This is a genomic window from Streptomyces sp. NPDC021622, from assembly GCF_040640795.1.
Taxonomy (GTDB): Bacteria; Actinomycetota; Actinomycetes; order Streptomycetales; family Streptomycetaceae; genus Streptomyces.
Genome location: NZ_JBFACK010000002.1, coordinates 142,223 through 161,128 on the forward strand (window position 1 = coordinate 142,223; position 18,906 = coordinate 161,128).

General features: G+C 71.0%; 14 protein-coding genes. 2 read left to right on the forward strand and 12 right to left on the reverse strand.

Features of this window, described 5'->3' with window-relative positions; genetic code table 11:
* The first annotated feature begins 50 nt into the window (after nucleotides 1-50).
* On the forward strand, nucleotides 51-1,439 hold the full coding sequence (locus AB0G47_RS05030; protein ID WP_360764178.1) for an OFA family MFS transporter: 1,389 nt from the start codon (nucleotides 51-53) through the stop codon (nucleotides 1,437-1,439).
* A 1-nt stretch (nucleotide 1,440) separates the two neighbouring features.
* On the forward strand, nucleotides 1,441-2,823 hold the full coding sequence (locus AB0G47_RS05035; protein ID WP_360764180.1) for an OFA family MFS transporter: 1,383 nt from the start codon (nucleotides 1,441-1,443) through the stop codon (nucleotides 2,821-2,823).
* Between the two features lie 95 nt (nucleotides 2,824-2,918).
* Here AB0G47_RS05035 and AB0G47_RS05040 read toward each other — a convergent pair whose 3' ends face one another.
* From AB0G47_RS05040 to AB0G47_RS05095, 12 genes are all read right to left on the reverse strand, one after another.
* Nucleotides 2,919-3,956, reverse strand: coding sequence for a sugar phosphate isomerase/epimerase (locus AB0G47_RS05040; RefSeq protein WP_360764182.1), 1,038 nt, complete (start codon nucleotides 3,954-3,956; stop codon nucleotides 2,919-2,921).
* A 165-nt stretch (nucleotides 3,957-4,121) separates the two neighbouring features.
* On the reverse strand, nucleotides 4,122-5,504 hold the full coding sequence (locus tag AB0G47_RS05045) for a nucleotide pyrophosphatase/phosphodiesterase family protein (protein WP_360764184.1): 1,383 nt from the start codon (nucleotides 5,502-5,504) through the stop codon (nucleotides 4,122-4,124).
* Entirely contained in the window at nucleotides 5,501-6,670 is a 1,170-nt protein-coding gene (gene eboE / locus AB0G47_RS05050; RefSeq protein WP_360764186.1) for a metabolite traffic protein EboE, read from the reverse strand. The genes AB0G47_RS05045 and eboE overlap by 4 nt, the downstream gene beginning before the upstream one ends.
* A gap of 3 nt (nucleotides 6,671-6,673) precedes the next feature.
* Nucleotides 6,674-7,522, reverse strand: coding sequence for a TatD family hydrolase (locus AB0G47_RS05055; protein WP_360764188.1), 849 nt, complete (start codon nucleotides 7,520-7,522; stop codon nucleotides 6,674-6,676).
* Nucleotides 7,522-8,223 carry an EboA domain-containing protein gene (locus AB0G47_RS05060; protein WP_360764189.1) on the reverse strand — a complete coding sequence of 234 codons (702 nt, stop codon included), beginning with the start codon at nucleotides 8,221-8,223 and terminating at the stop codon, nucleotides 7,522-7,524. The genes AB0G47_RS05055 and AB0G47_RS05060 overlap by 1 nt, the downstream gene beginning before the upstream one ends.
* A complete protein-coding gene (locus AB0G47_RS05065) occupies nucleotides 8,220-9,185 on the reverse strand; it encodes a sugar phosphate isomerase/epimerase family protein (RefSeq protein WP_360764191.1) in 966 nt (321 codons plus the stop codon). Before AB0G47_RS05065 ends, AB0G47_RS05060 begins: the two co-directional genes overlap by 4 nt.
* Nucleotides 9,182-10,717 (reverse strand): SCO3242 family prenyltransferase, encoded by a 1,536-nt coding sequence (locus AB0G47_RS05070; protein ID WP_360764192.1) that lies wholly within the window; start codon nucleotides 10,715-10,717, stop codon nucleotides 9,182-9,184. Before AB0G47_RS05070 ends, AB0G47_RS05065 begins: the two co-directional genes overlap by 4 nt.
* Nucleotides 10,718-11,162: 445 nt before the next feature.
* Nucleotides 11,163-12,293, reverse strand: coding sequence for an inositol-3-phosphate synthase (locus AB0G47_RS05075; protein ID WP_360765099.1), 1,131 nt, complete (start codon nucleotides 12,291-12,293; stop codon nucleotides 11,163-11,165).
* Between the two features lie 155 nt (nucleotides 12,294-12,448).
* Entirely contained in the window at nucleotides 12,449-13,816 is a 1,368-nt protein-coding gene (locus AB0G47_RS05080; RefSeq protein ID WP_360764194.1) for a ThuA domain-containing protein, read from the reverse strand.
* A 17-nt stretch (nucleotides 13,817-13,833) separates the two neighbouring features.
* Nucleotides 13,834-16,323 carry a PQQ-dependent sugar dehydrogenase gene (locus AB0G47_RS05085; protein WP_360764196.1) on the reverse strand — a complete coding sequence of 830 codons (2,490 nt, stop codon included), beginning with the start codon at nucleotides 16,321-16,323 and terminating at the stop codon, nucleotides 13,834-13,836.
* Between the two features lie 233 nt (nucleotides 16,324-16,556).
* Complete coding sequence (locus AB0G47_RS05090; protein WP_135333048.1) at nucleotides 16,557-17,558, reverse strand: sugar phosphate isomerase/epimerase family protein; 1,002 nt, start codon at nucleotides 17,556-17,558, stop codon at nucleotides 16,557-16,559.
* Between the two features lie 10 nt (nucleotides 17,559-17,568).
* Nucleotides 17,569-18,885 carry a Gfo/Idh/MocA family oxidoreductase gene (locus AB0G47_RS05095; RefSeq protein WP_360764199.1) on the reverse strand — a complete coding sequence of 439 codons (1,317 nt, stop codon included), beginning with the start codon at nucleotides 18,883-18,885 and terminating at the stop codon, nucleotides 17,569-17,571.
* Nucleotides 18,886-18,906: the final 21 nt, after the last annotated feature.

Genomic DNA, 18,906 nt, shown 5'->3' on the forward strand with positions numbered 1-18,906 from the left:
ACAGGGGGCGCTGGCCAGGATCTTTTCGATGCAAGGGGTGCTAAAGCGACATGACAACAACCGACATCCAGACACCCGTCCCTTACCGGGAGGTGACGGACGCCAACGGCCGGATGTACCGGCTCGGCGAGACCGACGTCGACATCATGGGCCGCAAACGCAAGTGGATGGTCATCCTGCCGTGGGTGGGCATGATGGGCATCAGCTCGGCCGAATACGCGTTCGCCTCTGCCGAGGACACCCTGCACACCGCGCATTCCTGGAGCAGCCTGCACATCTTCTGGATGCTGGGCGTCTGGGTCTTCTTCCAGGCCGCGGTGGCCTTCCCGGCGGGCAAGCTCCGCGAGAGCGGGAAGCTCCCGGCCCGCTGGGCGATGATGCTGGGCGCGGTCGGCACGCTGCTCGGTTATCTGTCCCTGGCGTTCGCGCCGCATGTGGTGGTCGCCTACATCGGCTTCGGCATGTTCAGCGGCATGGGCGCCGGCATGGTGTACGCGACCTGCGTGAACATGGTCGGCAAGTGGTATCCGGAACGCAAGGGAGGCAAGACCGGATTCGTCAACGGCGGATTCGCCTACGGTTCGGTGCCGTTCGTCTTCATCTTCACCGGTTACATGGACCTGACGAACTTCCGCTGGGTACTGGTGTCCGTGGGCCTCTTCCTGGCCGCGATGGTCGCCGTGGCGGGCTACTTCTTCCAGGACCCGCCGAAGAACTGGTGGCCCGCGGACGTGGACCCGCTGCGTCCGCCGGACGACCCACGGGCCCGCCGGGCCCTGAAGATGAACCCGCCCGCCGTGCGGCAGTACACACCCAAGGAGGCCTGGCAGACCGGGCGCGTGGCACTGATGTGGTTCTGCCTGCTGTGCACATCGGGCGTGAACATCTTCGGCATCGCGTTCCAGGTGGACATCGGGGAGGAGGCCGGATTCGCCGGCGGGATCGTCGCCACCGCCATGTCCCTGAAGGCCATCGTCAACGGCACCGGCCGAGGAGTCATCGGCTGGCTCTCGGACCGCTACGGACGCAAACGGTGCCTCATCTTCGTCTGCATCGTCCTCGGCCTGTCGCAGTACGGCATCTTGTGGTCCGCGGACATCAAGAGCCTCCCGCTGTTCCTGGTCTTCTCCAGCATCTCCGGATTCGGCGGAGGCGCCATCTTCCCGATGTTCGCGGCCATGACGGCCGACTACTTCGGAGAGAACAACAACGCCTCCAACTACGGCCTGGTCTACAGCTCCAAGCTGGTCTCCGGGCTCCTCGGCTCCGGCATGGGTTCCCTGGTGGTGAGCCACTGGGGTCACGCCGGGGCGTTCACCCTGGCCGGGTCCATCTCCCTGTTCGCCGGCTTCATCGCGCTCTTCCTGTCCCAGCCGGGCAGGCCCCATCCCAAGAAGATCGACCCCAATCCGCAACCTCTCGGTGAGGAGATGGCCTGATATGACGGCGGAGCCCATCGCCGCGAAGAACGCGCCGGGCAGCCCGGGCAGCACTGACGCGTCGTACCAAGAAGTCACGGACGAGCGCGGGCGCGTGTACCGCGTCGGCGAGAGCGACCGGGAGATCCTCGGTCGACCGCGCTGGACGATGGTGGTGCTCCCCTGGGTGGCCATGCTCGCCATCAGCGTCTTCGAGTACGCCTACGGAGCGGCGGAGGACACCCTCTCCGCGGCCCACCACTGGACCTCGTCGAACACCTTCTGGGTGCTCAGCGTCTGGATCTTCTTCCAGGCCGCCGTCTCCTTCCCGGCCGGGAAACTGCGCGAGAAGGGGATCCTGACCAGCAGGGCGGCGATGCTGACGGGCTCCGTCCTCTCCCTCCTGGGCTTCGTCAGCCTCAGCCACGCGCCGAACGTGGCGGCGGCGATGGCGGGCTTCGGCTTCCTGGGCGGCGTCGGCTCCGGGCTGATCTACTCGACCTGCGTGAACATGGTCGGCAAGTGGTATCCGGAACGGCGCGGCGGCAAGACGGGCTTCGTCAACGGCGGATTCGCCTATGGTGCCGTGCCGTTCATCTTCCTGTTCTCCTACGGCTTCGACACCTCGAACTACCGGACCGTCCTCGACCTGGTCGGCTTCTACGTACTCGCCGTGACCCTGGTGGCGGGGCTCTTCTTCAAGGATCCGCCGAAGAACTGGTGGCCGTCGGACGTCGACCCGCTGCGGCGGGACGGCGACAGGCGGACGGCGGTCGCGCTGGCCAAGAACCCGCCGGCGGTACGGCAGTTCACTCCTGGGGAGGCCCTGCGGACCGGAGTCGTCCCGCTGATGTGGGTGTGCATGCTGTGCTGCGCGGGCGTCTCGATCTTCGGGATCTCCTTCCAGGTGCCGTTCGCCAAGGAGATGGGCTTCGGTCCGCTCATCGCGGCGTCGTCGATGGGTGTGATGTCGGTGATCAACGGCACGGGGCGGGGCGTCGTCGGCTGGCTCTCGGACCGGCTCGGCCGACAGCCGACCCTGACCTACGTCTGCCTGGTGCTCGCGGTGGCGCAGTTCGGGGTGCTGTGGGCGGGCGAGATGCGCAACCAGCCGCTGTTCCTGGTCTTCGCGTTCCTGTCCGGCTTCGCGGGCGGTGCCTTCTATCCGCTGTTCGCGGCCCTCGTACCGGACTACTTCGGAGAGAACAACAACGCCTCCAACTACGGCATGGTCTACAGCGCCAAGCTGGTCAGCGGTCTGTTCGGCGGCGGAATGGGCGCGATGGTCGTGGCCTCGTGGGGATACGTCGGCGCCTATACGACGGCCGGTGTGGTGTCCCTCGTCGCGGCGGGGCTCTCCTTGTTGCTGCGCCAGCCGGGGCACGCGCGCGTGGCGCCCGTCTAACTCCCTTGCGCGTGGCGACGGTCCCGTACGCGTCGCACGGCTCAGCGGCCGGCCCGTGCACCTGGTGCACGGGCCGGCCGCCGCCGTGTCCGGGGTCAGTCGCCGCAGCGCAGCGAGTGCAGGTGCTCGCTGGACTTGCGGGCGAAGGCGTAGGACTCGACCGGGTTGTCGTGCTCGGTCTGCCAGTGGTGGTAGCGGCGGCCGTCATGGGTCCGCGCGGTCACCTTGGAGAGGAACTTCTTGTAGTCGATGTCGCCGTCCCCGACGTCCACCATGCGGTAGCCGTCGCGGGCGGTCTCGTCCCGTATGCCGTCCTTGACGTGGAACAGCGGGTAGCGGTGCGGCTGCTTGAGTACGTAGTCGAGCGGCTCGAAGGGCGCCGGCGTGCCGTCCGGGCGCTTGCCGAAGCGGAACTGGCCGGCGAACGCCCAGTAGATGTCCATCTCCAGATAGACGAAGTCGGGGTCGGTCTCGGCGAGCAGCACGTCGTAGAGGCGCACGTTCGGCTTGTCGGTGGCGAAGGAGAACTCCTCGGCGTGGTTGTGCTGGTAGAACTTCATGCCGCGCTTGCGGGCCGCTTCTCCGTACGTGTTGAAGTCCTCGGCGGCACGCTTCCATCCGTCGACGGTCGAGCCGTAGCGGAAGGGTCCCGACGCGGTGCCGATGTGCTTGAGGCCCAGGGCCTGGGCGTCGTCGAGGACCTTGGTGAGGTTCTGCGCGAAGGTGTAGGCGTTGGGGTTGTTGTCGTCGTAATAGCCGACGTGGCTGCCGATGGGGTTCAGACCGTGATCGCGGGCCAGCTGCTTCAGCTGCGCAAGGGTGATGGCGCCCGCTGATCCCTGGGTGTATCCGGCGAACTCGACCTCGTCGTACCGGTACTTCTCCAACTCGGCGAAGACGGCGGCGAATCCGAGGGTGGAGACCTTGTCGCGCAGGCTGTAGAGCTGGATGCCGAGGCGGCCGGGCGGCAGGACGGGTCGGCCGCGGCCCTGCTCGGCCGCGGTGGCAGGGGCAGCCGTGGCGGCGGTGCCGATCAGGGCCGCGGCGGTGGCGCCCGCGGCCACGCCGAGCATGCCGCGTCTGCTGAGTCTGTGGGCCAGTTCGGGGTCGGCGGGGGTGTGCTTGCGGCTCATGAGGTCTCCCGGGATCGAGTCAGGGCTGGATTGGTCAGGGCTGGGGCAGTCAGGGATGGGTTCGATTTCCGGCTCGGGGAGCGATCAGGGTCGGACCCTGATGGCACGGACCGAGCCGTCTGGTTCAGTGGAGATCAAGCTGAACTCGGCGGCGCGGTGCACGGCTCAGTGCAGGCCGGCGAGGTCGAGCAACAGCGATTTCACATCGGTGGCCGCGACGCGGCCGCTTACGGCGCGGGGGGTGGAGCACAGAATGAGCGGTCCTGAATCGAGGTCCTCGCTCGTGGGGAGGCGGCCATGGCTGCCGCGAATAGGTGAGGGGTCCAGGGGCACGACCGCCATGCGGTAGCGCATGCCGAGCTTCTTGCGGGCCAGGGCGCCCGCGGCCTTGACTCGGACGTAGGGGTCCTCGGGGTCCATGAAGAGCTCGACAGGGTCGTAGCCGGGTTTGCGGTGGATCTCGACGAGCTGCGCGAAGTCGGGCGCGCGGGCGTCGTCGAGCCAGTAGTAGTACGTGAACCAGGCATCCGGCTCCGCGACGGCGACGAGCTCGCCGGAGCGCGGGTGGTCCAGGTGGTTGGCCTTCTTGCCCTCGTCGTCGAGGAGTTGCTCGATGCCGGGGAGGTCGGCGAGCGCCGCGCGGGTGGCTTCCAGATCCTCGGGCCTGCGCACATACACATGGGCGATCTGGTGGTCGGCGACGGCGAAGGCGCGGGACGCCATCGGGTCGAGGTACTCCATGCCGTCCTGGGTGTGCACTTCGAGCAGGCCGGCGCGGCGCAGGGCTCGGTTGATGTCGACGGGGCGGCTCACGCGGGTGATGCCGTACTCGGACAGCGCGACGACGGTGCGGCCTTCGGCCTTGGCGTCGTCGAGAAGGGGGGCGATGGTCGCGTCGAGGTCGGCGGCGGCCTGGTGGGAGCGCGGGTCGTCGGGGCCGAAGCGCTGCAGGTCGTAGTCGAGGTGCGGGAGGTAGCACAGGGCCAGGTCGGGGTGGCGGGTGTCGATGATGTGGCGGGTGGCGTCCACGATCCAGCGGCTGGAGACGATGTCGGCTCCGGGGCCCCAGAAGTGGAAGAGGGGGAACGTACCGAATTTCTCGGTGAGTTCGTCGTGCAGGGCCGGGGGCCGGGTGTAGCAGTCGGGTTCCTTGCGGCCGTCGGCGTAGTAGACGGGACGGGGGGTGATGGTGATGTCGGTGTCGGCGCCCATGGCGTACCACCAGCAGATATTGGCGACGGTGTAGCCGGGGTGGGCGCGGCGGGCGGCGTCCCACAGTTTGTCGCCGGCGACGAGGCCGTTGTGCTGGCGCCACAGCAGTACGTCGCCGAGCTCGCGGAAGTACCAGCCGTTGCCGACGATGCCGTGCTCGGCGGGGGTGGTGCCGGTGAGGAAGGTGGACTGGGCCGCGCAGGTCACGGCGGGCAGGACGGTGCCGAGCGTGGCCTGCGAGCCGGATCCGCCGAGGGACTTGAGGTGCGGCATGTGGTCGAGGAGGCGCGGGGTGAGGCCGACGACGTCCAGGACGAGGAGGGGTGTGGGGCTCATGGGAGTTCCTTGAGGCCGAGGTCCGTCAGGAGATCGCGGGCGAGGGTGAGCTCGGCGGCGATGCCGTCGGCGAGCTGGGGGCGGGAGCGGGGGCGCAGCTCGGGTGGCAGCGCCTGCCAGGTGTAGGTCTCGACCTCGAGGTGGCGGGTGCGGGAGTGAGGTCCGCCGACGAGGTGCGTGAGCGTGTCCTTCAGGACGGGGAGTGTGGAGGTGAGAGGCGGCGCGGGGGCGGCGTGCAGGGGGACGTGGAAGTGGGCGCGCCAGGGTGCCGAGTCGGGCAGGGCGTCGCTGGCGAGGGCCTCGCCGAGGTCGTCGGTGCCGTGCAGGCCGGCGGGTGTGCGGGTGCGGGTCTGGTGCAGGAAGCGGGGCTCGTCGAAGGCGGCGAGGGCTTCGCGGACTTGGGCGAGATGGGGGTGTTCGGCATGCAGGGCAGCGGAAAGCTGGGACTTCACGACGGGGACGCCCGCGGCGGCGAGGGCGTCGAGCGCCGTCCGCGGTTCCTCGAAGGAGGTGGCCAGGTGACAGGTGTCGACGCAGACACCGATGCGGTCGTGACCGACCGCGGTGAGGGGGGCGATCGCGTCGCTCGTGGTCTCCACGGTGCAGCCCGGTTCCGGTTCAAGGCCGATGCGGATCGACCTGCCGGTCAACTCGTCGAGCGCGTCCAGACGTTGGGCGAGCGCGGTGAGGGCGGCGCGGGCCGCCTCGGCGTGGACGGGGTCGAAGGGGGTGCGCCAGGCGAGGGGAAGGGTGGAGATGGTGCCTTCGGTGACGTCGTCGGGCAGCAGGGCGGCCAGCAGGCGGGCCAGGTCGGTGGTGTGGGAGAGCCGCTCCGGATCGGTCCAGTCCGGCTTGTACACGCGGTACTTGACTTCTTCGGCGCCGAACCCTTCATACGGGAATCCGTTGAGTGTGACGACCTCAAGGCCGCGCCGGTCGAGTTCGGTGCGCAGGCCGCGGAGGGCGGCGGGGTCGGTGACCAGGGCGTGCGCGGCGTCCTTGGCGAGCCACAGGCCGATGCCCAGACGGTCCCTGCCGAGGCGTTTGCGTACGGGTTCGCAGTGGTCGCGGAGTTGCGCGAGGACGCCGTCGAGGGTCTCCGCCGGATGGACGTTCGTGCAGTACGCGAGGTGGACGGCGCTGCCGTCGGGGTGCCGGAAGCGCATGGCTCACGCCCCGCCGCGGAGGATGGAGTTGCCTTCGTGGGTGGCGTCGGTGTCCGTGACGTCGAGGGCGAGGCGGCCGCTGAGCCCATAGAAGGCGACCGGGTTGCGCCACAGGACCAGGTCGACGTCGTCCTCGCTGAACCCGGCCTTGAGCATGGCGTCGGCCACCTTGCGGGTCTTGAGAGGGTCGCTCTTGCCCCAGTCGGCGGCCGAGTTGACCAGGACGCGCTCGGTCCCGTGCTCGTGCAGGATCGCCACCATCCGGTCCTCGTCCATCTTGGTGTCGGGATAGACGGAGAACCCGAGCCAGCAGCCGCTGTCCTTGGCCTCCTTGACCGTGGTCTCGTTGAGATGGTCGATCAGGACCCGTTCCAGGGGCAGCGCGGACTCCCGGACGACGTCGAGGGTGCGGCGCAGCCCTGCCAGCTTGTCGCGGTGTGGGGTGTGGACGAGCGCGGGCAGCTCGTGGTCGGCGGCGAGCTGGAGCTGGGCGGTGAGCGCGGCGTCCTCGGCGGGGGTCATGGAGTCATAGCCGATCTCGCCGACGGCCACGACATTGTCCTTGACGAGATATCGGGGCAGCGCGTCGAGGACCGGGGTGCAGCGGGGGTCGTTCGCCTCCTTGGGGTTGAGGGCGATCGTGCAGTGGTGGGCGATGCCGTACTGAGCGGCGCGGAAGGGTTCCCAGCCCAGGAGGGAGTCGAAGTAGTCGAAGAAGGAGGCGGGCGAGGTGCGGGGCTGGCCCAGCCAGAAGGCCGGCTCGACGACGGCGCGGACGCCGGCGGCGTACATGGCCTGGTAGTCGTCGGTGGTCCGGGACGTCATGTGGATGTGGGGGTCGAAGATGCGCATCAGGACTGCTGCTCCTCGCCGGTCGAAGGGGTCGCGGGGGCCGAGGGCGTCGCGGGGGATGACGGGTCCGCTGCGGCGGAGGGCGCCGTAGGGGCGGTCAGGGCCAGGACGCGGTACAGATCGCCGGGGACGGGGCGGCCTGCGGCGGTGCGTTCGCCCGCGTAGTCGCCGAGCATGCGGGCGAGCTCGGCGTCGGCGTGGGCGCGGCGCGGGAGGTCGGCCACGGCGTCCACGGGGACACCGGTGAACAGGCACTTGAGGACCGCGTGGCGCCAGTGGTGCGGTGCGAGGTGCCGGGCGGCGTACGGACCGACTGCCGCGGCGACGAGCCGGGTGTCGTTGGTGCGCAGTGCGTCCTCGACCAGGGGCAGGGCTTCGGGGCCCGGCACCAGGTGGGGCAGGGCGTGCAGGACGGCGCGGCGTTCGGCGGCGGTGCCCTGTTCGTAGACGCGGTTGAGCGTGGCCGGGTCCGCGTCGGCGGCGTGCAGGAGGAGCACGCGAGCGGCGTCGGCGTGCTCCTGGCCGCAGCGTCGGCCGGCCTCGGCGAAGCGCAACTCCCAGACGGGGGCGGCAGCTTGGTCCGGCCGTCCGTGGCGGGCGGCGGCCTCCGCGGTGGCCTGGTCGAGCCAGGCCCGGGCGGCGCCGCCGAGGTCGGCGTCGAGGCGGCTGCGGAGGTCGGCGATGGCGGGTGCATCGGTCACGGAGTTCCTCCTCTGGCTGGGGTGCGGGCGGGGGCGCTCGGTGGCGGAGTGCCTTTTCGGTCCGGGGCGCGGATTCCTTCGGCGGCCCGGTGCAGGAACTCGATGGAGTGGGAGGCGAGTTGGGGGCCCGCGTGGGAGTGGCGGGGCAGTTCGACGACGGTGAGGCCTTGGTAGCCGGTGGCGGCAAGGGCTTCGAGCACGGGCGGGAAGTCGATCTCCCCGTCCCCGAACGGGAGGTGTTCGTGGACACCGCGGCGCATGTCCTCGATCTGGACATGCCGTAGCCAGGGCGCGGCGGCGCGTACGCAGTCGGCGGGAGGGAGCGGTTCGAGGCACTGGCAGTGGCCGATGTCGAGGGTGAGGCCCAAGGGCTCGGGGTCGCCGAGTTCGTGGCGAAGGCGGTGGAAGTCGGCGAGTGTGGAGAGGAGGTGGCCGGGTTCGGGTTCGATGGCCAGGGGCACGGCGGCGCCGGACGCGGCGTCCAGGACGGGTCCGAGGGCTTCGGCGAGGCGCTGCCAGGCGGTGTCGTCGGTGGTTCCCTCGGGGGTGATGCCGCTGAAGCAGTGCACGGCGTGGGCACCGAGGTCGGCGGCGACCTGGACGGCGCGGATCAGCAGGCGGACGCGGGCCGCCCGTGCGTCCGGGTCGGGGTCCAGGAGCGAGGGGCCGTGCTTGCGGCGCGGGTCGAGCACATAGCGGGCACCCGTCTCGATCGTCGCCGTAAGACCGCACCGCTCCAGGCCGCGGGCCACGCGGCGGCTGCGGGCCGCGAGGTCGGGGGCGAGGGGGTCGAGGTGCATGTGGTCGAGGGTCAGTCCTACGCCGACGTAGCCGAGGTCGGCGAGGAGACCGAGGGCGTCGTCGAGCCGGAGATCGGTCAGGCCGTTGGTGCCGTACCCGAACCGCAGGGGTGCCCCGGCACCGCTCGGCGGCGTGCCCCGCCGGTCCGCTCCTCCGGTCACGTGACACTCACCTTCCGGCCGAACCGGCGGGCCGCCGGGGCGAGGGCGACGGTCGCCAGTGCGCTGCCGAGGGCGCCCGCGCGGGCGGAGAGCGCGGCCTGCAGCGGGATCATGGCGCGGATTCCGCCGCCGACGGCTCGTTGGGTGAGCTGGGGTGACGGGTTGAGCGCGGCATGGAAGAGGGGGCGGGCGGCGGTGACGGCGTAGCCGGCGGCGAGGGCGGCCTGCACCGCGGCGCGGGTACCGGTGCGCCACGCGCCGGGGGCCACGTTCGCCGCGCTCGTGGCGCGGGTACCAGGGCGCCACACGCCGGGGGCCGCGTACGCCGCGCTCGTGGCGCGGGTGCCAAGGCGCCACACGCCGGGGGCCGCGTACGCCGCGCTCGTGGCGCGGGTGCCAAGGCGCCACACGCCAGGGGCCGCGTACGCCCCGCTCGCCCTGCTCGCCCTGCTCGCCCGGCCCGCCCTGCTGGCCTCGTTCGCCCGGCCCGCCCTGCTGCCCTCGTTCGCCCTGCTGGCCTCGTTCGCCCGGCCCGCCCTGCCGGCCCCGCTCGCCCCGCCCGCCCTGCTGGCCCCGTTGACCGCGTCCGCCCCGTTGACCACGCCCGCCGCGCCCCCTGCATTCACCGCGTTCACCGCTCGCGCCGCGCCCGCCGCGAGCCCCGGCAGCCCTGTGCCGCGGGTCCCGGTGAGCGACGCCCCCTGCGTCGAGTTAGCCGCCAGCGCCGCGTGCCGTGCGGCGTCGGCGCCCCCGCGGCCGGCACCGCGGGTCGCCTGGTCCGCTGTGGAACCCGGCAGGCCGCGGGTGGCTGCTGCCCGTCGGCCTGCCGGGAGTTGAAGGGCGAGGTCACGGCCGCCGCCACCGTGGCCGCCGTGTCCGCTGCGGCTGACGCCGCGTTCACCGGAGCCGCCCGGTGCGAGCAGCCGGGCCAGCGCTGCCGTCGCCGCCAGCGCTGCCAGCGGTGCCGCCGTGGAGCCGCCCTGCGCCTCGCGGCGTGAGACCGCGGTCACGGCGAGGGTGTGGGCACTCAGTACGAGGGCGGTGGGCACCGCGGCTCGGAGTTGGTTGCCCGCCGGGTGGCCCTTGCCGGTGGCCGCCGCGCCCAGGAGCAGGTCGAGGCCGCGCGCCGCGGCCATGGCGGCGGGGCCGGCCGGGGTGTGCTTCAGGCCCAGGTCATAGGCCCAGACCGTGCCCGCCAAGGCACTCGCCACAGCCAGGGCGGGCCGTCCCGCGCGGGAGGCGAGGGCCAGGCCGCCGGCCGTGAAAGCGGCGGCCGCGCCCAGGGCCGCCGCGGGGGCGATGCGGCCGGACGGCAGGGGGCGGTGCGGGCGTTCGACCGCGTCGTCCGCGCGGTCCGCCCAGTCGTTGAGGGCCATGCCCGCCTCGTACAGGGAGAGGGATGCGGCCATGGCGAGCAGGGTGCGGGGGTTCGGGCGCAGCCTCGCCGCCGCCGCCCCCGCGAGCGCGTCACCGGGGACGGTGAACAGGGCCGGGACGCGCAGGAGTTCGGCCCAGTCGCGAGCGGTACTCATACGACACCTCCCACACCATGGCGGACCTCGCCGACGCCGCCGCCCCGTTGACCAACACAGCTCGTACTCACGCCGCCACCCCGCTCAACACCACAGATCACACCCACGCCGTGGCCCCACTGACCACCCCAGGTCACGCCCACGCCTCCACCCCGCCAAGCACCACAGGCCGCACCCACACCCCCACCCCGCCCAACACCACAGGCCGCACCCACGCCGTGGCCCCACTGACCACCCCAGGTCACCCCCACGCCTCCACCCCGCCAAGCACCACAGGCCACACCCACACCCCCACCCCGCCCAACACCACAGGCCACACCCACGCCGTGGCCCCACTGACCACCCCAGGTCACCCCCACGCCTCCACCCCGCCAAGCACCACAGGCCACACCCACACCCACCCCCACGCCAACCCCCCTGCCCCGCTGATCACCGAAGGTCCCTCTCACACCCCCGCCCCCCTCAACCGCTCCGCGAAAGCAACCAACGCCCCGTACTGCTCGCCCAAAGCTGACGAAGAGCCTGGGTCCGGGTCCTTGAAGTAGAAGCCGAGGGATGGTGACGGGCCGGTGAGGCCCAGTTCGTGGGAGCGGGCTAGGAGGCGGGCCAGGTCCAGGATCAAGGGGGCCGCCAAGGCCGAGTCGCAGCCCTGCCAGGTGGTCTGGAGGACCATGCGCGCGCCGAGGAAGCCGTCGAAGGCGATGTGGTCCCAGGCGGTCTTCCAGTCGCCGAGGGACGGGACGTCGTCGATGTGGACCTCGCCCTCCGGGGCGGAGCCCAACGTGTCCGCCAGGGCCCGTTCCTTGCCCGCGTTCTTCGCCGCCGCCGCGGCCGGATCGGCGAGGGACGCGCCGTCGCCGCCGCCCAGGAGGTTGGTGCCGGACCAGGACCGCACGGCGAGCGCACGCTGGGCGAACATCGGGCCGAGGACCGAGCGGAGCAGGGTCTGGCCCGTCTTGCCGTCCCGGCCCGCATAGGGGAGGCCCGACGAAGCGGCCTCAGCAGCGAGCGCCGGGTGGTGCAGGCCCGTCGACGGGGTGAAGTTCACGTACGGGCAGCCCGCGCGCAGCGCCGCCGCCGCGTACAGGGAGCTGGCGGGGAGACGTCCGCCGCCCTCCGCCGGCAGCGGTTCCGTCGAAGCCACGTTCACCACCACGGCACGGGCAAGACCTCGGCGACGTACGAAATCGCGGAGGTCGGCGGCGAAGGAAGCGATCAGCTCCTCGTCCGAGCGGCCGCCGGCGTCGGCGTCGGCGTCAGTGCCGCCGGGGCGCGGCCCGCCCATCCGTATCTCCGCGTCCGCCGCCGCCAGTTCGGAGCGCACCGCCGCGGGGACGCCGTGCGGCAGCACTCCCCCGGCGGCCAGCTGCTCCGCCCGCTTCGGCAGCGGGCACTCCACCGTGTCGTGGCCGCCGAAGACGAGCGACGACAACGTTGGCAGACCGCAGTCCGCGAACGGCGGGGTCTCCGTGACCATGCCGGTCGGCGGGTGGAGACCGGCCGTCACGGCCGCGCACCCCGCGACAGCCGTCGTGGCGACCGAGCCTCGCGCGCCGATCAGCCACACCCCGGTCAGCCCGCCACCCGAAGAACCAGAAGAACCAGAGGAACCAGAGGAACCAGAGGAACCAGAAGGTCTAGAAGAACCAGTCGAAGAGGAAATGGGCACGGCTGCCTCCTGTCGAAGAAAAGACGGCGGGCGGAGGTCCGGCGTCCTCCGCCCGCCGCCGTCTAGCGGCCCACGCCGGAAGCGGTGCGGGCCGGCAGGTCCTTCACCCGGATGTCGCGGAAGGAGACCTGGTCATCGGCGCCGTGGTTCTGGATGCCGATGTGACCGTCCTTCAGGCTCCTCGCCGGATCCGTGTTGGTGAAGTCGTTGATCTTCACTCCGTTGAGATAGATCCGAAGGCGCTCGCCCTCGACACGGAGTTCGTACGTGTTCCACTCCCCCGGCGGGTTCAGCGCCTTGTCGCGCTTCTTCAGGTCGGCGGACTTGAAGCCGTAGACGGAGCCGGTGGTCTTCTCCGGAACGTCGGTGGCGTCGATCTGGATCTCATAGCCGTTGTTCACGGCCGACCAGGGGTCGTCGGAGGCCGGGAAGCCCACGAAGATCCCGGAGTTGTCGTCGCCGTCCATGCGCCAGTCCAGCTTGAGGGAGTAGGAGCCGAGCTCCTTCGCCCCGTCGTACCAGAGCATCCCCATGCCGCCGACCGTCGTGAGCGTCCCGTCGGCCTCGTTCAACTCCAAGGACCCCGGGCCCGCCTGCTTCCAGGCGTCCAGCGAGGCAGCCGTACCGTCGAAGATCGGCGTGTAGCCCTTTTCCGTACGGCAGTCGGCCTGCGCCGCGCCCGTCGCCCAGCGGATCCCGCCGAGCAGATGCGTGCGATATGCGGGGTCGGCGAACGACTCCTTGGTGTGGCCGCCGCCCGTGTAGAAGGAGCGGCCGCCCTGATAGTCCTGGCACCAGGCGATGGGATGGTCGCCCGACATCGTGCCGCCGGTGTACGACGACTCGTCGAGGGAGGCGAGGACGCGGGCCCGGTCCCGTGGATTCGAGCGGTAGTTGTACCACTCGTCGGTGCGGTCCCAGATCCCCGGCAGATGCGCGGTGGACGGGTGCGCGTGGTCCTCGACCTGGACCTTCGCGGGCTGGATCGCGGGATGCGACTGGAAGTAGGCGCCCGCGAGGCCTCCGTAGAAGGGCCAGTCGTACTCGGTGTCGGCGGCGGCGTGCACGCCCACGTACCCGCCGCCCTTCTTGATGTAGTCCTCGAACGCCGTCTGCTGCTCGGCGTTGAGGACGTCGCCGGTCGTGGAGAGCCAGATCACGGCGTCGTACTGGGCGAGGTTGGCGGCGGTGAAGGCTCCGGCGTCCTCGGTCGCGTCGACGGTGAAGCCGTTCGCCGCGCCGAGCTCCTTGACGGCCGCGATGCCGTCCGGGATGGAGTCGTGCCGGAACCCGGCTGTCTTGGAGAAGACCAGGACCTTCTCCCCTTCAGCCTTGGAAGACTCCGGCTTCGAGGCCGCAGGCCCCGAGACACAACCGATGAGCAGGGCGGCCGCGGCCGTCGCGGTGGCTATCCGTGCGGAAGCGCGCATGCGGTGTGACCCCTTTCTCAGCTCGTGGTGAAGGTGAAGTCGTCCACGTCGTACAGGGCTCCGGTGCCCTCGCCCTTGAAGACCAGGAAGAGCGTGGTCGTCTTGGTGGGCGCTCCGGCGAGAGCAGTGCTCACGTCGGTGTACGTCTCCCACCCGCCGGTCGGCGCGACCTTCGTGCTGCCCAGGAGCTTGCCGGTGGCCGAGCCGCTGCGGACCTCGAGCGTGCCGCCGGCTCCGCCCGAAGCGACGCGCGCGGTCAGCTTGGTGGCGTTGCCCAGGATGTAGGGCTTGAAGGCGATCCAGTCGCCGTTGTTGATGTCACCGACCGCCTTGCCGCCGTGCGCCGGGGTGTGGTTGACCACGGACACGCCCTTGGAGTCGTTGTAGTGCTCGCCCTGGCGGTGCTTGGGCTGGACGACGTTCTGGTCATGGGTGGTCAGTGCGGGCTGGCCGTTCGCGCCCTTGTCGGTGTACTCGGCGTCGAAGACCCCGAAGATGTTGGCGTTCGGGTCGTGCTCGCCGTCCGCCGAGGTCTGCAGGGTGCCCTCGCAGCCGTTGGCCGATGTCACCGGGTGGCCGTGGCTGTCGTGGCCGAGGATGTGGGTGACCTTGACCTTCGTGCAGTCGATCGGGCCGTCTTCCTTGTCGGTCACGGTCACCTTGAAGGGAATCTTGTCCCCGAAGGTGAACAGCTGCCCGTCACCGGGGAGTTCCAGGGTCACCTTGGGCGCGGTGTTCCCGACGGTGAGGTGCGCGCTGGCCGAACCGGTGCGCCCGGTCGAGTCCTTGACGGTCACGGTCGCGGTGTAGACGCCGTTCTTCTTGTACGTGTACGAGGGGTTCTGCTGGGTCGACTTGCCGCCGTCGCCGAAGTCCCAGGCGTAGGTCAGCGTGCCGCCGTCGGCGTCCGTGGCCTTCGCGGTGAACCTGGTCTTGAGCGGGGCCTGGCCGCTGGTCACGGAGGAGCTCGCCTCGACGACCGGGGAGTGGCCCTCGGTGGCGTTCTCGATGCGGAAGAGGCCGGAGTTCTCGTCGCCGCCGAACCAGGCGGTGCCGTAGTCGAGGACGTACAGCGCGCCGTCGGGGCCGAACTCCATGTCCATCACCTGGGTGCCCGTCCACGGGAACGGGTTGATCTTCGAGACGGTGCCGTCGGCGCCCTGCTCGATGCGCTTGATCCAGCGCCGTCCGAACTCGCCCGCGAAGAAGTCGCCGTCGTACGCCTCGGGGAACTTCACCGGGGAGGTGTTCGCCGCGTCATAGCGGTAGACGGGGCCACCCATCGGGGACTCGGAGCCCGAGCCGAACTCGGGGACGGAGCCGCCGTCGTACGGAATCCACGCTTCCTGCGCGGCCGGCAGATCGGTCAGGCCGGTGTTGTGCACGGAGTCGTTCTTCGGCGCCGCGCAGTCGAAGGCGGCACCGGAGGTCTGCGTCGCGAAGTCGTAGTCGATGTACGCGTCGTTCTTGCCGGTGCAGTACGGCCAGCCGAAGTTGCCCGGCTTGGTCACGCGGGCGAACTCGACCTGTCCCGCGGGGCCGCGCTTGGGGTCGGCCGCGCCCGCGTCGGGGCCGTAGTCACCGACGTACACGACACCGGTGGGCTTGTCGACGCTCATCCGGAAGGGGTTGCGGAAGCCCATCGCGTAGATCTCGGGGCGGGTCTTCTCGGTGCCCGGCGCGAAGAGGTTGCCGTCCGGGACGGTGTAGCTCCCGTCGTCGGCGACCTTGATGCGCAGGATCTTGCCGCGCAGGTCGTTGCTGTTGCCGGCGCTGCGGCGGGCGTCGAAGGCGGGGTTGCGGTCCGCGCGCTCGTCGATGGGCGTGAAGCCGTCCGATGCGAAGGGGTTGGAGTCGTCGCCCGTCGAGAGGTAGAGGTTGCCGTCCTTGTCGAAGTCGATGTCGCCGCCGACGTGGCAGCAGATGCCGCGGCTGGCGGGGACGTCGAGGACCTTCTTCTCGCTGGCGTTGTCGAGGGTGCCGTCGGTCTTCAGGACGAAGCGGGAGAGGCGGTTGACGCCGTCGAACTTCTTGAAGTCCTCGGCGGTTCCGGTCTCCGGGGCGTCGCCGGCCGGGGTGTCGAGCGGGGGCGCGTAGTAGAGGTAGATCGCGCGGTTCTCGCTGAACTTCGGGTCGAGAGCGACGCCTTGGAGGCCCTCTTCGTCATGTGAGTAGACCGGGATCTTGCCCGCGATCTTGGTGTTGCCCGCCGCGTCGGTGAGGCGCAGTGTGCCGTCGCGGGATGTGTGCAGGACCGAGCGGTCGGGGAGCACGGAGAGCGTCATGGGCTCACCCGTCTCCGGCTCGCCCTTGGCGAGGGTCACTTGCTGGAAGTCTTCGGCGACGGGGGCCGCGGCCGCCTTGTCGGCCCGTGTCTGGGCGGCGCGGACCGCCTCCGGGTCGGCGGCGTTCGCGCCGGGGGCGGTGAGGCTGAGGGTGGCGCCGGCCAGCAGGGTGCCGGTGAAGAGCGCGAGGGTCTTGCGGAGTCTCAGGCGTTTCCTGTGCACGGGGGTTCCTCCGGAAGGGGGACGGTCGTACGCGGGTGTGGAACGTGGCGCTGGGCGCCGGGGTGCGCCGTCACCCCGGAAGGTTCATGTCCTGTACACATCAGGGACGGTAGCGAGCTTTGTCTTGGGCCGAAAGCCCTTGCGCATCACCGGAGTTCAGCTTCTTCCTTGCCCAGGACAAAGTGGGCCCGTCGCCGGAACCGCCGGACGGGCCGAGCCGTGCCCGGCAGGGCTCAGTTGCCGCCGAACGCCGCGTCGAACGACGCCGACGGAGGCTCGAAGTCGAAGGCCTTCAGGCTCCGCAGCGCCTCGGGGGCGCCCTGCAGCCGGTCCATGCCAGCGTCCTCCCACTCCACCGAGATCGGCCCCTCGTAGCGGATCGAGCGCAGCATGCGGAACACGTCCTCCCAGGGGACGTCCCCGTGGCCCGCGGACACGAAGTCCCAGCCGCGACGGGGATCGCCCCATGGGAGGTGGGAGCCGAGGCGGCCGTTGCGGCCGTCCAGGCGGCGCCGCGCCTCCTTGCAGTCGACGTGGTAGATGCGGTCCCGGAAGTCGTAGAGGAAGCCGACCGGGTCCAGGTCCTGCCAGACGAAATGCGAGGGGTCGAAGTTCAGACCGAAGGCGACGCGGTGGTCAACTGCCTCCAGGGCGCGGTGTGTTGTCCAGTAGTCGTAGGCGATCTCGGAGGGGTGCACCTCGTGGGCGAACCGCACGCCCTGTACGTCGAAGACGTCGAGGATCGGGTTCCAGCGCTCGGCGAAGTCCTCGTAACCCCGCTCGATCATCGACTCGGGCGCCGGCGGGAACATCGCCACCAGATGCCAGATCGATGAGCCCGTGAAGCCGATCACCGTGTCGACGCCGAAGGCCGCCGCCGCGCGCGCCGTGTCCTCGATCTCGCGGGCCGCCCGCCGCCGCACGCCCTCCGCGTCGCCGTCGCCCCAGATCCGCGCGGGCAGGATCGCCTGGTGCCGCTCGTCGATGATCGCGTCGCAGACGGCCTGGCCGACCAGGTGGTTGGAGATGGCCCAGCACTTGAGGCCGTACTTGTCCAGGAGCTGGCGGCGCGAGTCCAGGTAGGAGGTGTCGTTCAGGGCCTTGTCGACCTCGAAGTGGTCGCCCCAGCAGGCGAGTTCGAGCCCGTCGTAGCCGAAGTCGCGGGCGAGCCTGCAGACCTCTTCGAGCGGCAGGTCGGCCCACTGGCCGGTGAACAGGGTGAACGGACGTGGCATGACGGCCTCCTCAAACCTGGACGGGGGTGTGCGGGACGGGGGTGTTCGGGATCGGGGTGAAGACGGAGTTCTTGGCCGCGCTCTCCTCCACGGCGGCAAGCACCCGCTGGACGCCGAGCCCGTCGGCGAAGGACGGTTCGGCGGCGCCGCCTTCGGCGATGGCGTGCACCAGATCGCGCGCCTGGTGCACGAAGGTGTGCTCGTAGCCGAGCCCGTGGCCGGGCGGCCACCAGGCCTCCAGATACGGGTGGCCCGGCTCGGTCACCAGGATGCGGCGGAAGCCTGAGGAGGTGGCGGGCTCCGTGTGGTCGTGGAAGGAGAGCTCGTTCAGGCGCTCCAGATCGAAGGCCAACGAGCCGTCGGAGCCGTTGAGTTCGAGGCGCAGCGCGTTCTTGCGGCCCGCCGCGAAACGCGTCGCCTCGAACGAGGCGAGCGCGCCCGAGGGGAAGCGCCCGGTGAAGACCGCCGCGTCGTCCACGGTGACCGGCCCTGTGGCCGCACCGCCCGGTCCGGTGGCCGCACCGCCCGGTCCACCCGCGGAACCGCCCGGTCCGGTGGCCGCACCGCCCGGTCCGCCCGCGGCACCGCCCGCCCCCGTGAGCCCGCTGGACGCCCCGTCGAGCAGCGGCCGCTCGCGCACGAACGTCTCGGTAAGCGCGGAGACCCCCGTCACCGGCTCCCCGACCAGATACTGCGCGAGGTCCACGATGTGCGCCCCCAGGTCACCGAGCGCGCCCGAACCCGCGCGGTCCTTGCGCAGCCGCCAGGTGAGCGGGAACTCCGGGTCCACCAGCCAGTCCTGAAGGTACGTCAGGCGTACGTGCCGCAGCGTTCCGAGCCGCCCTTCGGCGACCATCTGCCGGGCCAGGGCGAGCGCGGGGACCCGGCGGTAGTTGAAGCCGACCATGGACACCTGGCCCCGCGCGCGGGCCCGTTCGGCGGCCTCGGCCATCGCCTCGGCCTCCTCGACGGTGTTGGCGAGCGGCTTCTCGCACAGCACGTGCTTGCCCGCGTCGAGCGCCGCGATCGCGATCTCCGCGTGGCTGTCGCCGGGGGTGCAGATGTCGACGACGTCGACGTCGTCACGGGCCACGAGTGCGCGCCAGTCGGTCTCCGCGGCCGCCCAGCCGAGCCGGTCGGCGGCGGCGCGCACGGCGCCGCCGTCGCGTCCGCAGACCGCCGAGAGGACCGGCCGCAGGGGCAGATCGAAGACGCGCCCGACGGTGCGCCAGCCCTGGGAGTGGGCGGCGCCCATGAAGGCGTATCCGACCATGCCCACCCCCAGCGGCCGCTTCCCTGTCCCTGCCTCGTGTTCCGTGTCACGCATGCGGTACTCCTCCTCGTCGGT